15 protein-coding genes are annotated in these 15152 nt (G+C 28.8%); all 15 read right to left on the bottom strand.

Translation table 11 applies throughout. From position 1 onward, the window contains the following. Window positions 1-130: 130 nt before the first annotated feature. The 15 genes from recJ to M2214_RS07210 all read right to left on the bottom strand — a co-directional run bounded on the left by recJ (window position 131) and on the right by M2214_RS07210 (window position 15016). The gene (recJ, locus tag M2214_RS07280; protein WP_248484239.1) at window positions 131-1813 is read right to left on the bottom strand and encodes a single-stranded-DNA-specific exonuclease RecJ; all 1683 of its coding nucleotides are present in this window, start codon (window positions 1811-1813) and stop codon (window positions 131-133) included. A 19-nt stretch (window positions 1814-1832) separates the two neighbouring features. Continuing rightward, window positions 1833-2066, bottom strand: a complete 234-nt coding sequence (locus tag M2214_RS07275; RefSeq protein WP_248484237.1) for a DUF1653 domain-containing protein — start codon at window positions 2064-2066, stop codon at window positions 1833-1835. 24 nt (window positions 2067-2090) lie between these two features. Next, window positions 2091-2318 carry a DUF2164 domain-containing protein gene (locus tag M2214_RS07270; RefSeq protein ID WP_248484235.1) on the bottom strand — a complete coding sequence of 76 codons (228 nt, stop codon included), beginning with the start codon at window positions 2316-2318 and terminating at the stop codon, window positions 2091-2093. Between the two features lie 330 nt (window positions 2319-2648). Beyond that, on the bottom strand, window positions 2649-3287 hold the full coding sequence (locus M2214_RS07265; RefSeq protein ID WP_248484233.1) for a DUF3786 domain-containing protein: 639 nt from the start codon (window positions 3285-3287) through the stop codon (window positions 2649-2651). Between the two features lie 70 nt (window positions 3288-3357). Then, window positions 3358-4017 carry a 3-oxoacid CoA-transferase subunit B gene (locus M2214_RS07260; protein ID WP_248484231.1) on the bottom strand — a complete coding sequence of 220 codons (660 nt, stop codon included), beginning with the start codon at window positions 4015-4017 and terminating at the stop codon, window positions 3358-3360. A 12-nt stretch (window positions 4018-4029) separates the two neighbouring features. Beyond that, window positions 4030-4740: a CoA transferase subunit A gene (locus M2214_RS07255; protein ID WP_248484229.1), complete on the bottom strand. Its 711-nt coding sequence runs from the start codon at window positions 4738-4740 to the stop codon at window positions 4030-4032. Window positions 4741-4868: 128 nt separating this feature from the next. Then, complete coding sequence (locus M2214_RS07250) at window positions 4869-5603, bottom strand: lysophospholipid acyltransferase family protein (RefSeq protein ID WP_248484227.1); 735 nt, start codon at window positions 5601-5603, stop codon at window positions 4869-4871. Between the two features lie 104 nt (window positions 5604-5707). Continuing rightward, the gene (locus tag M2214_RS07245; protein WP_248484226.1) at window positions 5708-6319 is read right to left on the bottom strand and encodes a hypothetical protein; all 612 of its coding nucleotides are present in this window, start codon (window positions 6317-6319) and stop codon (window positions 5708-5710) included. Window positions 6320-6388: 69 nt separating this feature from the next. Beyond that, a complete protein-coding gene (locus M2214_RS07240; protein WP_248484224.1) occupies window positions 6389-7696 on the bottom strand; it encodes an HD domain-containing protein in 1308 nt (435 codons plus the stop codon). Between the two features lie 229 nt (window positions 7697-7925). After that, complete coding sequence (locus M2214_RS07235; RefSeq protein ID WP_248484222.1) at window positions 7926-8597, bottom strand: ATP-binding cassette domain-containing protein; 672 nt, start codon at window positions 8595-8597, stop codon at window positions 7926-7928. After that, window positions 8590-9297: an ABC transporter permease gene (locus M2214_RS07230; RefSeq protein ID WP_248484220.1), complete on the bottom strand. Its 708-nt coding sequence runs from the start codon at window positions 9295-9297 to the stop codon at window positions 8590-8592. The genes M2214_RS07235 and M2214_RS07230 overlap by 8 nt, the downstream gene beginning before the upstream one ends. Window positions 9298-9366: 69 nt before the next feature. Then, window positions 9367-10128 carry a molybdate ABC transporter substrate-binding protein gene (gene modA, locus M2214_RS07225; RefSeq protein ID WP_248484218.1) on the bottom strand — a complete coding sequence of 254 codons (762 nt, stop codon included), beginning with the start codon at window positions 10126-10128 and terminating at the stop codon, window positions 9367-9369. A 14-nt stretch (window positions 10129-10142) separates the two neighbouring features. Beyond that, on the bottom strand, window positions 10143-11318 hold the full coding sequence (locus M2214_RS07220; RefSeq protein WP_248484217.1) for a molybdopterin molybdotransferase MoeA: 1176 nt from the start codon (window positions 11316-11318) through the stop codon (window positions 10143-10145). 67 nt (window positions 11319-11385) lie between these two features. Continuing rightward, a complete protein-coding gene (gene dpaL / locus M2214_RS07215) occupies window positions 11386-12591 on the bottom strand; it encodes a diaminopropionate ammonia-lyase (RefSeq protein ID WP_248484215.1) in 1206 nt (401 codons plus the stop codon). 535 nt (window positions 12592-13126) lie between these two features. Further along, window positions 13127-15016, bottom strand: a complete 1890-nt coding sequence (locus M2214_RS07210; protein ID WP_248484213.1) for an endonuclease MutS2 — start codon at window positions 15014-15016, stop codon at window positions 13127-13129. Between the last annotated feature and the right edge of the window lie 136 nt (window positions 15017-15152).

Below are 15152 nucleotides of genomic sequence, written 5' to 3'. Positions count from 1 at the left end.
AACTTTCAGGATATTCAATAAGATGTAATTCTTAGTTTTATTAAAAATATTTAATACATTCGCGGTATTTTGATACCCTTTGTTTTGGGCTTAAGCAACGGTCCGCTTAAGCATTATATAATTGTGGTAATTATTTAGATTCCTTTATATCCTCCATAACCATCTGAGGACTAACTTTTCCATTGTATTCATTAATTTCCGGACTAAATACTACATCAACAGTGTTTTGATTATTTAAAGCTTCATATTTTTCAGCAAGTGAAAACCCTATTCCACTTAAGAATGTATTTCCCTTTTTTCCACTAAGCTTTAAATGGACATTATTCTTTCCACAACCCTTAGTCCAACTAGGATTTACCTGTATATCTTTAATCATAAATAGAGGTTTTGCATTAGCCATACCATATGGCTCAAGCTTTGATATCTCATTTATAAGTTCTACACTCAATTGTTCTGCATCAAGTTCTGTCATTACATTAAGCTTTGGAACAAATATATTTGAATCTATATCCTTTATTTTTTTAGCTCTTCTATCAAGCTTTTCTCTTAACTCATCTAGCTTATCTTCTTCTAGCGAGAATCCACATGCCATTTCGTGGCCTCCAAATCCCAAGAATAAATCTGAAACATTGACAAGTTCATCATATATATTAATACCCTTTATACTTCTTCCACTTCCCTTAAGATACCCTTCTTCACTTTTCGTTACTACTAAAGTCGGCTTATAGAATAAATCCTTTATTCTACCCGCAACAATTCCTATGACTCCTTCTGATACTCCATCTGCTCTTACTACTAAAAAGTCATGATTCATATAATTAGTTTCTACTAATAACCTACAGAATTCTTCTCCTTTTTCTTGAATAGCCTGTCTTTCAGAATTTAAATTGTGAAGTATGGCTGCTACTTTTTTTGCTTCATCTTCGTTTTTTTCCAAGAGAAGTTTTACTCCAAGCTTTGCATCTTCAATTCTTCCCGCAGCATTAAAACACGGTCCCAGCACATATCCTATTCTCCCAGCACTTATCTCTTTATCGTCAAGTCCAACTTCTTTTCTTAAAGAAGCTATACCTAATCTTTTATTTGAATTTATATTTTTTAAACCGTACTTAACTAAGGTTCTATTTTCATCTACTAATGGAACAAGGTCTGCTATTGTTCCAAGCGCTACAAGGTCAAGTGGAGCCGATAATGTACTCCTAGGTAAATCTAATTCTCTTTGAAGAGCCTGAGCTAACTTAAAGGCTACTCCACATCCACAAAGTTCTTTAAATGGATACTCATCATCATCTTGCTTTACATTTATTATTATACACTCTGGAAGCTTTTCAGGCGGATTATGGTGGTCTGTAACTATAATATCTAGACCTATTTCTTTAGCATAGTTGACTTCATCAAATGAACTAATTCCATTGTCTACAGTTATAATTAGGTCTGCTTCCATATCTTCTTTAATACTTTTTATAGCATCTTTATTAAGACCGTATCCTTCTGAGAATCTATTCGGTATATAATAATCTATATTGTAAGTTATATTTGAAAAAAACTCTACCAACAATGCAGATGATGTAACCCCATCTACATCGTAATCTCCAAATATAACTATTTTATTGCCGCTTTGTATATGACATTTTATCTTGTCTACAGCTTCCTTCATATTTTTTATAAGGAATGGGTCGTATGTTTTTTTGGGCTTATCACTTAAAAATTCTTCTATCTCTTTTTTATCTGTTATACCTTTATAGTGAAGTATACTTTCAACTACAGATAGCCCTTGTATTTTTTCTCCTTTTACATCCCAAATCTTGTTCATTACTGCCTCCTTAATATATCTAATCTTCAATAAGTTCAAATCTATATTTTTGATTCATAGGATTTACTTTTCCTTCAGGAACCTCTTCAAGAAACATTTCAAGCGGTCTTACAAAAAGCCCATAGTCCCCATATAAGGCTTTATATAGTACCATGTCTTCTTGTGTTTCAGAGTGCTTTACTGTATCTATTACTAGATATAATTTGTTCTTAAAATGTCTATATAGTCTTCCTTTTTTTAATTCTCTTTTCATTTTAAATTTCTCCCCAATTTCTAGCTAATATTTTTGAATTTCAAATAATTCTTCTAATCTGTCACTCATATATTTATATGAGTCACTCACTCCTTGATTATAAAACTCTGAGGCAAGTTCCTTAATAAAAAAATCCAAAATCATAGAAGATGCTAAATCCCCTAAATTCTCATCTCTTTCATCTTGAAAATATTTTTTTATTGACGAAATCATTTTTGCTTTTTTCTCTTTGCTTAAATTTATTTTATCCATACTTTCTCCTTTGTTTATAACATTAAATTTTTTATTTTTTAAATAAAATAACCTCTTTATACAAGTATATTATATCATTTACACTCAACTTTGTATAAAGAGGTTTAGTCAAATTCTAATCATGATTATCGTTAGAATTCCAATAATCATGGTTAAAGCTTAGATAATCACGATTGTTTGAAATTTAAATATTTTTTTTACTCAAAACCATGTTCAACATGCAAATTCTATGTTATAATTCAATTGCATTATTTTTATTGGATCTTTTAGATCTTTTAAATTCCTCTATTAAGCTGCAACTTAATGGAGGGTTTTTTTTGTATCTAATAACTATTTATACATACCTAAATCTAGAGGTAAATTTCCTTTATTTTTTATAAATGTTATTACAATATCTACCATAACTGCTAAATCTTCTGCATTAAAATAGTATTCTATATTGCTATCAAACAACACATTTGCAGAAGGATTAAATTCCTCATCACCTTCCCATACTACAAATGTAAAAAACACATTCTTTAAAAATTCGAACTTATAGGCTAGATCCCCCATATTTCTCTTTTCACATTCTATATTTTCAAAATCCTGCTCAAACCTTTTTAAGTTATTTCCATATATCTTTGCAAGTCTCGATATTGTTCTATTGTAAAAGTTTTTATAGTATACATGTCCTCCATTAATATCCTTGAACGTTATATCTTTTCCTGTTTGAGATATTCCTTTACCATTCACAAGATATCTTAGTATCATTATCTTTATAATATATGAACTTACTTCCTCACCATTTTCATTGTATGTATCACCACTTGGATATTTTACCTTATAAGTTTTATTTATAAGCTTTAGTGTAAATATATTATTATCTTCATCGTAATCATTTCCTGTAAGCTTAGCCATAATCTGTGGGTCTGTTTTTTGAAATATCCCCTTTATATACTCATATGGTACTCTTCCTTGTCTATCATCCATAGTCTGATAGCCTCCTTTTACAATGATAATTTAGTTAATTTTACCATATTATGTATATAAATAATATTCATTATTCCATAATCTCTATTTTGTCAGGAATAATTAAATCTGCATCTGTCTTTCTTATAACTTCTTCAACAGTTACATCAGGTGAAATTTCCTTAAGTACAAGACCTTCTTTTGTTACCTGCATAACTGCAAGCTCTGTTATTATCAAATCTACTACTCCTTGTGCAGATAATGGCAGCTTGCATTTTTTTAATATTTTAGATTCACCTTCTTTTGTTGTATGAACAGTAGTTGCTATAACCTTCTTTGCTCCAACTAAAAGGTCCATTGCCCCTCCCATACCAGGACTATATTTACCATTTTCATTTTCAAGTGCCCAGTTAGCTATATTTCCATACTGGTCTACTTCCAAAGCTCCTAATATAGTTATATCTACATGTCCACCTCTAATTATAGCAAATGATGTATCTAAATTAAATAAAGAACAACCAGTTAATGGAGTTATTGGCATTCCTGCTGCATTACAAAATGTATGATCTTCTTCTCCAAGCTTTGCAACTTCTCCAAAGTTTAGTATTCCATTTTCAGATTGTAAAGTCACATTTACTCCTTCTGGTATATAATTACTCGATAAAACAGGAATTCCAAATCCCAAGTTCACAACCATTCCATCGTTAAACTCTTTAGCAGCTCTCTTAGCTATTCTTTTTTTTGGATTCATAATTTTCCCTCCTTATTTATATATTCCAACACGTTTACACATATCTCTAGTTCTATCACGGTATGTATTTAAGTCATATCCCAAACAAATAGCATCTACAAATATTCCCTGTGTTCCTATTTCTGTAGGTTTTAATTCTCCTACTTCAACTATTTCTTCTACTTCTGCTATAGTTATATTTCCTGCCATGGCCATAATAGGATTTGCATTAGGAGTTCCTTTATAAACGATATTCCCCATTTTATCAGCCTTAAATCCTTTTATTATAGTTACATCTGAACCAAGTGGAGTTTCTAAAAGATATTCCTTATTATCTAGAGTCAACTTTTGTTTTCCTTCTTCCATTAATGTACCTACTCCTGTTGGTGTTAATACGCCTCCAAGACCTGCTCCTTTACATCTTATTTTTTCTATTAGTGTTCCCTGAGGAAAAAACTCAACATCAGTTTCACCGCTTTGATACTGTTTAACCACAGTTGGATTTGTTCCTATATGAGAACCTATAAATTTTTTTACCAGTTTCTTATTGAATAAAAGCCCTATATCACTGTCCACAAAAGAGTTAACAGTAGATATAACTGTCAAACCACCTATATCTTGATTTATAATTTCATCAACAGCTCTTAAAGGTGTATTGCAACCTAAAAAACCACCAAGCATAATGCTACAGCCCGGTTTTACATATTTTGAAATAGCTTCTCTTATATCCATTATCTTAGACATAAAACATCCCCCTTGACTTAAACTCTTTATTCATAATAAAGGTACAGTATATTATATTTAATGAATCTTTTCTTTATTACTCAATAAAAAAACAGTCTGAAAATATTAATCTTCAGACTGTTTTTTTATCATATATTTTTTTCCTTGTACTCTAAATTATCATTTATAATATTTCTTATGTTTTCTGTAAGAGATTTCGTATCCTTGTCCATGCCTTCCTCAATTTCTATTGCCTTAGAAATCATAACATCAACCTCAGCTGGGCTTATTATAAAGCTTCCTTTTTTCATAATATTATTAGACCCACTTATTGTAATAGGAACTATTCTAACTTTTGATTTAGTAGCAAGCTTTAATGCCCCAGGTTTAAATTCTCCTAATTTACCATCCTCACTTCTAGTTCCCTCTGGAAATATTACCATAGAGTATCCTTGCCTCAAATTATTAATACCTTGTTTAATCGCCTTTATAGATTCTCTATTATTAGATCTATTTAAGAATATACAATTCATATACTCCATCCACTTACTTATGAAAGGAAATTTTCTTAATTCTTCCTTTGCTACAAATGCCTTAGGTTTTTTTATAAAACCTAGCAGTATTGGAATATCAAAACTTCCCTGATGATTGCTAACAAATAATACAGCTTCATCTTTAGGTATATTCTCTTCTCCTATAATATTTACATTAGCTCCACTCAACTCGACTAGAGTTTTAGCCCAATTAGAGGCCTTTTCATACACTATTTGATCTTTTTGAGCTATATCTCCTTGCTCATCTAACTTCTTTACCTTTTTTACATCTGGTATTAGCGATATTAAACTATACCAAAAATAAATAAACCATCTTATAGTTCTAAACATACAATCACTCCATTTTCCTCAACCTAATTATGTACTTACTATATTTTAACATATTAAATCCAGCTTGTGATTGCTTAATATCCCTATAAAGTAAAACTCAATTTTTAGCTTTCAGATAGGCCAGATATTTTATCAAATACATCTTTTAAATTTTTACATTCTCCAACTAAGGTCTTATTTTTAAATAAAGATATATTAAAATCTAGATTCTCTATATATTTAGCCGCATTTATCTTTTCATATTTTAATGATCTTAATTTTTTTATTTCTTCTTTTAAAAAATCACAGTCATTGTATTGAATTTCTTTGCAGCTAGATACATTACCATTTGAATTTATATACCATCCACAATCTTCTGATAGAATTCCAAACTTTGATTTATTTGGATTTATATGCAGTATGAATTCTTTTAAATTTTTCTTATCATTTTCAAATGATAATGTATATTCTCTTGATTCTCCAAATAATTTTATAGTATATTTATTGTTTTTAGCTATTATACTTCTATCATATTCACTATCTATATAGAACTTATTTTTTTGAAATATCATAGAAAAATCATAAAAAATATTATCTATAAATAGTTTTTGCTTTGAATTAAAATCATAACCAAGCTGTTCATTTGCTGATACTAGTTGAACTATATTATTTAAGTCATTTATAGGTATTTCATAATTTATACTTTTATCGATATATTTGTAGTTATCAATATTCATAACTTCCTCCTTGTTTATTAATATCTACACTATATCCTTTAAATGTAAAATTTATACATACTTTTTCAATCATATTTTGTTAATGTTTTTTAATATATCATAATTTATAAAAATATCAGTTTTTCGTCCACATACACTAGGAGATATTATATTTGAAACCTCAGCTAGGTCTTTTATCTTTCCTTTATTGCTATATACAAGTATATTGTCCTTATTAGTTTCATAAGCGCTATAATTTTTTGAAACTTCTAACCAAAAATACTCTTTTTTTAAATCTTTTACTTCATATCCTATTTCTTGTAGCTCATGTATTAGCTTCGATTTATAAGGCTCAATATTTTCATTATTATCTATTTGCTCGAATTTATTTCTATCAATAACACATTTGCACAACTTGGACAGTACCAAATCTTCACTTCTTCTAAGTTCACTAAATAAATATAATAAAGTATAATCATCTGTTGATATATATTCTTCTAATGTATATTCCCTGTCTGTAAGTATAGGTATTATACCATTTGGAATCATATATTCATTTAGCTTACCAAATTTAAATAATTCTTTCATTCTAAAAAATATCTTTTTTATTACTCCTTCCATTTCACATTTAAAGCTATGGTTATATATTCCCTTATGCATTTGATATCTGGATAAAAGATAAGATTCTATATCTGGCAAATATTTTTCATATATACATAAAAAGTATTTATTCTCATTCTTTTTTATAGTCATAGATTTTATTATCCTAGATATATCAATTTTCCCATAGCTAACACCTGTATGAACAGAGTCTCTCATTATGTAGTCCATTCTATCAGCATCTATTTGGCTACTTACTAAAGATGACAGTATAAAGTTTAAATCTATTTTTTCATCTGAATAATTTTGTTTATATGCTGATTTATCTATAAGGCGTGCTACATCTTCTGGAAAATCTTCATCAAAATTTTCTACTAGTACTTTGTTCAAAGTAGTACTTTTGTCTGTTATTATTCTGATTGTCCACATCTCATGATTCATACTTTTATTTGAATATATCTCCTCAAATGTGTGTGAAAAAGGGCCATGGCCTATATCGTGAAGTAATGCAGCTGCTAATGCTACTTCCTTATCTCTACTATCAATGCTCATATTTATATTTTCAAACTCTTTTTCAAAATGTTCTATAATCCTTCTCATAATATGAAATGTTCCTAAGCAATGAGAAAACCTCGTATGTTCTGCACATGGAAATAATAAATTGACTATAGCAAGTTGACGAATTCTTCTAAGTCTTTGAAATTCAGGTGTATCTATTATTTTTAAAAAATTATCACTAAGAAATATATCTCCATGAATACAATCTCTAATAACCTTACCTTCTAAATTAGAATTCATTAAATCACCTCTTCACTTAAATATATTCTAAATAATTTATTAAAATTCTTATTAATAAAATTCATTAATTTATCATCATCTACCAGTATATCCACTTATTTTATTTACTGGTATTGAGGAAATCACTAAATTTATAAGATGGAGATTTAAATCATTTAAATGGATAAGAAATATGGTAAATGATAATGAATTAATATTAGAATAAAAAATACTTAGCATAAATATAATTTTATGCTAAGTATTTTTTCATTCTAAGAAAAGCTTCATCAGAAGAATTAGTCTTTATAAGCTTCCCTTCACTTAAGAATATAAAGTTATCACCGATTTCCTTACCTTCCCAAGGATCATGAGTAACATATATAGCTGGTATATTAAATTGCTTTAAAACACTTTTAAAATACGGTATTAGAGTTTGCTTTGAATATATATCTAAAGAACTCGTAGGCTCATCTAGAATCATAAGCTCAGGCTTTATAGCTAAGGCTCTAAGTAGTGAGGCCCTGCTTCTATAACCTCCGCTTAACTCTCTAGGCTTTAAATCAAGATATTTTCCCATTCCTAAAAATTCTACAGCTTCTTTTATCTCATCAGGTATTTCGGACTTTTTCTTTAAACCATACATAATGTTATCTCTTATGCTCATATGAGAAAATAAATAAGGTTGTTGTGGAACATAACCTATATTTCTTTTTTCTGGAGGAAGATCTGTTATATCCCTTCCTTTTAATAGTATTCTTCCGCTATCTACTTTTATTATTCCAGATATACTCTTCAATAAAGTAGACTTTCCAGTTCCATTAAGTCCGACTATAACATTAATTCCACTCTCTAGCCTTATGTTTATGTCATTTAGTACTATCTTATTATTATAGATTTTTTTTAGTCTCTTTATTTCAAGCATTTTCCGTATTTCTCCCTTCAATAAACTTCATTAAAAATATCAATATGAATGAAAATACCAATGAAAATATACTCGCAGTTATAGCCAACTCTATCTCACCTTCTTCAATTTTTGTAAAAACATAAGAAGATATAACTTGAGTTTTTCTAGGCATATTTCCTGCAAATATCATCAAAACAGCAAATTCACTTATTGTTCTTGAAAATGATAATAAAAACGCAGAAATCAAAGATTTTTTTATGTGAGGAATAACAATCTTAAAATATGCTTCCTGAGGTGAATCACCTAAGGTTCTAGCTACATTTATAATATTTTCATCTATAAGATCTATAGATGAAGATAAAGTTCTAGCTGCAAATGGATAAGATATAAACACCATACCTATAATCAAAGCACTAAAAGAAAAAGCAAGTCCTGTATTACTTATAAATCCCATTGTATTTCTTCCAAATGCCAAAAGCAGTGCAAGTCCAGCTACAGTGTGAGGCAGTACAACAGGAAGCTCATTTATTACATTTATGAATTTATAAGAAAGTGTATCTTTAAAAAATAAATGATAGTACCCAAATCCCAAAGCAAAAACTATTGATATAATAGATGCTATGGTACCTGCTATTAAGGTATTTCTTACGCTATACAAAAAGTATTGATCATTTAAAATTTCTGACACTCCATTAACATCTGTATTAATAATCAACATAAATATTGGGGAAAATATTAAAAAAAGTATGAATGGTATAAAAAATATTTTTATATAATCTCTTTTCATCTACTTTATAAATTCCAATCCGTACTTTTCAAACATATCGTAATTATTTTCTAGATATACTAAGAAAGCTTTAGCTAACTCTTCATTTTCTTCACTTAAAAGTGCTACGCCAAATACTATATCCCCAGAATATGAATTATCAATTTCATCAACTATAGATAAATCATTCATAACAGCAGTACTTTTATATAATAAAGTTGCATCTACTTGATTTTCTCTTATAAGCATCGCTGAGTTTGCAACATTAGATGGTCTGGCTTTAATATTTTCTTGTTCATTTAACTTATCTAACATTCCTAAATTATTAAGTGCTGTTTCAGAATACACCCCAACCGGAGCATTTTTATCCGTTATAGCTAAAGTAACATCTTCCTTAATTATATCTTGTATTGATTTAACCTTGTCCTTTGCATCCTCTGATACAACTAATACTAATTTTTCTTTAAAAATATTTTTTCCCATTTTTAATCTTTTGTCTTCTTTATCGATCTTATCTATATATTTATAATTAGCTGAGAAGAATATATCACAAGGTTGTCCTGTATGTATTTGAGAATAAAGACTTCCTGATGCTCCATAGCTTACATTTATTACTACACCTTTTTCTTTTTGATACTTCTCAATAAGTTCTCCCATGGGTTTTTTAAGACCTGCATTAACCATAATATCTAATTTTTTTTCAGTACTAGATTCACCACAACCTATTACCGAAAATCCAAGTAATAAAACTAACATAAAAGAGAAAAGCTTTTTAAAATTCATTTTTTTAATCCCCCTTAGATTATGATTTCTACTTCCTCACCCTTTTTAATTATAGTTTGGTCCTTATCTATTTTTATAAATCCATCTATATTTAGCATAACACTTATGGCAGATGACTTAACATTAATTACTTTAACCTCATTTCCCTCTATCTTAGCTGGCGCATAAAACTCCCTATTATATTTATTTATACAATCTTCTTTCATTATATATTTTAATTTAAATTCTTTATTACAAGTTCCATAAATCTGGTCTATAATTTTGCTTAAAATAAGTTTAAATGAGACAGCTGACGATAGAGGATTTCCTGGAAGACCTACTATATACTTATTATCAGATGTTTTAGCTACAAGAGTTGGTTTTCCTGGTTTTATAGCCACACCATGAAATAACACATCTGCATGTTTTTCAACTATCTCAGGTGTATAGTCCTTAGCTCCAACAGAGCTTGCCCCTGATAATATAACTATATCATTATACCTTAAGGCATCTTGAACATATCTTTCAAATTCTATTTTATCATCTTTTGCTATTCCATAATGCTTTGAGTTGCATCTAAGCGTTTTACATTGTGCATCTAAATAATATCCATTTATATCCCTTATTTGCGGTATAGTACACTCATCATAAGGAGATACTATCTCATCTCCCGTAGATATTATCCCTATGTTTATCTTATTTTTAACTTTTATATCTGTTATTCCAACCCCTGCTAATACCGCTATATGATATGGTTTTATAATTTGACCTTTTTTAACTAATATATCACCTTGCTTTAAGTCTTCATCTTCAAAGGTTATATTATCCCATGCATTTAAAGTTGTATTTATTCTTATATGATTTTCTTCTACATCACAATCTTCTACCATAACAACGGTATTAGCTCCATTTGGAAGCATAGCGCCTGTTGTTATATATGAACATTGGCCTGATTTAATTGTAAATTTAGGTTCTTTACCCATAGTCACGTTCCCAATTATCTCTAAGCTTTCAAGTTTAGAGATATCCTCACTCTTTACAGCATATCCATCAAACATAGATTTTTTAAATCCAGGAAGATTTTTATCTGAATAAATATTTTCCGATGCAATCCTATCTATAGATTCTTCTAAATTTACATACTCACTACTTCCTTCTTTCACACAAGCTAATCTATTGTGTGCTTCTTCTAAGGTAATTAAATTCCACATGGTATCATCCCCTAAGTTTGTATTCTTATTATTTTATCTATTTTTATGTTTAAAATTTCCACCCTTTTTAACCAGAATACTCACCGTTCCATACAATACTTCTATACTTATCAGGATCTGTATCTCCTTCTGTACTGAATAAAAGTATTTTTGAGCTTTCATCTAATTTAAGTTGCTTTTTTAAATCCTTCATATCATCTCTTGTCATTATTGCATGTACAAGACCTGCTGACACTGCTCCTGATTCTCCAGAAATTACTCTTTCATCGTCTCTAATTGGATTTCCTAAAATTCTCATTCCATTGGCAGCAACCCAATCAGGACAAGATACAAACATCGAAGTGTACGATTTTAAAACTTCCCATCCTATAGTGTTAGGTTCCCCACAAGCAAGACCTGCCATAATTGTTTGCATATCTCCACCTACAAACCTTGGCTTTCCATCCCCTGCTAAAGCAGATTTGTATAAGCAATCAGCTAAATCTGATTCTACAACAACTGTAATCGGACAATCTTCTTTATATACTGATGCAAAGTATCCTTGAACTGCGCCTGCTAAAGATCCAACTCCTGCCTGAACAAATACATGTGTTGGTCTTTCAACTCCGTATTCTTTAAGCTGCTCAGAAGCTTCGAGTGCCATAGTTCCATACCCTTGCATAATCCAAGTAGGGATTTCTTCATATCCCTCCCAAGCTGTATCTTGAACTACTACCCATCCATTTTTCTGAGCATCCTCAGATGCAAGACGAACAGCATCATCATAGTTCATATCAGTTATACTAGCATCTGATCCTTCTTTTCTTATATTTTCAAGTCTAGTTAAAGAAGACCCCTTTGGCATATATACTACTGATTTTTGCTTAAGTTGATTTGCAGTCCAAGCTACTCCTCTACCATGGTTGCCATCAGTAGCTGTTACATAAGTTATTTCTCCTAATTCTTTTCTTGTTTCTTCATCTGTTAACTTTTCAAAACTAAGCTCTGATATATTCTTGTCTAGTTTACCTGCAAGATATTTCCCCATTGCAAAAGATCCACCAAGTACTTTAAATGCATTAAGATCAAATCTGTAAGATTCATCCTTTACATATACTCCACCTAAATTTAAAGTTTTAGCTAAATTATCTAACTTAACTAAAGGTGTTCTTGTATATTGAGGAAAACTTTCGTGAAAGTTTTTAGCCTTTCTTATTTCTTCATCACATAAAAAATCAAGCGATCTTTTACGATCTAACATACCGTTTTTAGCATATTTTATTTTTTGATCCATCCCCAATTACCCCCTATGTTAATTTTATATTTTTTATAAAATCTCTTAAAAACAAAATACTTATAATTATTAATTTTATATTGATAGAATAATATTTACAAGTTATTACGGGATATATTAATTAATATTTTTACTAATTAGGTAAAAGATTTGAATTTATTTTTCTACTAGGAATTTCTAGATTGCATTATCATTAGTCCAATAATATATAGTTGAAATTAAAAACTCATTTATGAAAGAACAGATTTTATTTTTTTCATACTATATATAATGTATGTTATTTAGGTTAAAGAGTATATAATTTCCTAAATGGGCGAGAAGGCATTTTTTTAAATCTACTAGTTTTAGAAGTAGAAAATGGTGTTGTCATTACTGAATCAGAAAATGAAATTTGCGTAATTCCTCTTAGATTTATCGCTACAGTATTTTTAGCAAAATATCTAGCGAAAGAGTTTTTATAAAAAAAGCCATGGCACTTATGCCACAGCTTTAATCTTTGCCTTCAAAATCAATTCAAAGGTATATTAGTATTAAACTATTTCTTAAAAATCATCTTTAAAGCTTTTTTAGATCCTCTTTTAATATCTTTCTCTAATTTTCGTTCTTTATAACTTGTAAATAAACTATCTATATCGTATCCTTTTGGATATAATTGCTCAGCTTTTAAATTAGGTCTTATTCTTTTAACATTAACTTCTATAAATTCTCCATCATATAAAACTTGTACATTGTTAAATTTATCAACCTCTTTATAGATTATTCCAAAGTCATCTTTATCTAATAGCTTAACTCTATCCCCTACATCATAAATAGATATTTCACTTAATGTATCTTTTGTATCTGTTTCTTTAGAAGAAGATTTCTTACTTTTTTTGACTATATCTAAATTATAGTTTTTATCATTTATATACTCTTTAGCTCTTTTTAACACTTTATCCTTTATTCCCATCTTCTTAGATATAAAAAGTGCATTACTATCTTCAGATGTTCCTATAGTAAGCCTATATATTGGTTCTAGAGTATTTTTATCAAACATCATACCTGCATTTTCAAATTCAGGATGAAGTGATGCGAATTTTTTAATTTCACCATAATGAGTAGATGCTATTGTTATACATCCCGTTTTATAGAATTCTTCAAGAATAGCAATAGCAAGGCCAGATCCTTCATTAGGTTCTGTTCCACTTCCAATCTCATCACATAAAATCAAAGTAGATTTATTTGACAAATCCATTATTTGTGCAATATTTTTTATATGTGAGGAGAATGTACTAAGGGCATTTTCTATGCTCTGATTATCACCTATATCGACAAATATATTTTCAAAGACACTCATATGAGTATCTTCACTTGCACATATATCAAAACCACACTGAACCATTAATGTCAAAAGTCCTACTGTTTTTAATGTAATAGTTTTTCCTCCTGCATTAGGTCCTGTTATTATTAAGCTTCTACAATTTTTCCCTACTTCAAAATCAAGAGGTACAACATCTCCTTTTAAAAGAGGATGTTTTCCATTAATTATTTTTATATAACCTATATCATTTATTTTGGGTGTAACCCCATTTATATTTTGACTGTATTTAGTTTTTGCAAATACCATGTCATATTCAGCTATTATCTCAATATTTAATTTTATTTGTGTTATTTTTCCAAATATTAGTTCTGTTAAATAAGATAATATTTTATATTCTTCTACAGATTCTTCTGATTTTAAGCTAATAAGTTCCAAACTAAGTTTAGATACACTATTTGGTTCTACAAAAACTGTATTTCCTTTTGAAGATGTATCTAATACTATTCCGCTAATCTCATTTTTATATGATGATTTTACAGGTATAACATACCTATCATCTCTTTTACTTATTATAAATTCTTGAATATACTTTTTATTTGTTGATGATGTTAAGAATTTGTTTAATCTTTCTTTTATTTTACTTTCTGTTAATACTATATTTCTTCTTATTTTTTTAAGTTCCTTACTAGCTTGTGAGTCTACTTTATTTCCTTTTATGCAGTATTTTATTTCACTTTCTATATTTTCACACTCTGTTATATTTGAGGCGTATGAACTTAGTGTTGGTGAATAAAATTCTTTATCTATCATAAAACTTTTTATTTTTTTACAACCTCTACAAAAATCTTCCATGCGTATCAGTTCATCTGGGTATATAACCATTCCTTTTTCAATCTTATCTATAATTGAATTAACATTAGATAAACCTTCTAAAGGAATATGATTACTAGATTGTATTATACTCCTAGCTTCTTCATTTTCATTTAACCTTCTTTTTACTACATCAATATTTCCACTAGGATATAACTTATCTACAAGGTCTTTTCCAAGTGAAGTTGCACAATAAGTTTTTATTATTTCTTTTAACTCGTTTAGTTGTAATTTTTCAAATGTATCTTTATTCATTTATATTTCTCCTTTATTTATTAGTCTTTTATACTAATTGACTTAATAAATAAGGAATTATTATTTGTAGTTAAACTCCTTATTTATTAAGTTTAACTACCAGCTCATTATAATTATATTTTTTCATAAAACATGT

This window comes from Tepidibacter aestuarii, from assembly GCF_934924865.1.
Classification (GTDB): Bacteria; Bacillota; Clostridia; order Peptostreptococcales; family Peptostreptococcaceae; genus Tepidibacter_A; species Tepidibacter_A aestuarii.
Note: the sequence above shows the minus strand (reverse complement) of the source record. Positions and strands in the feature narration are given on the sequence as shown.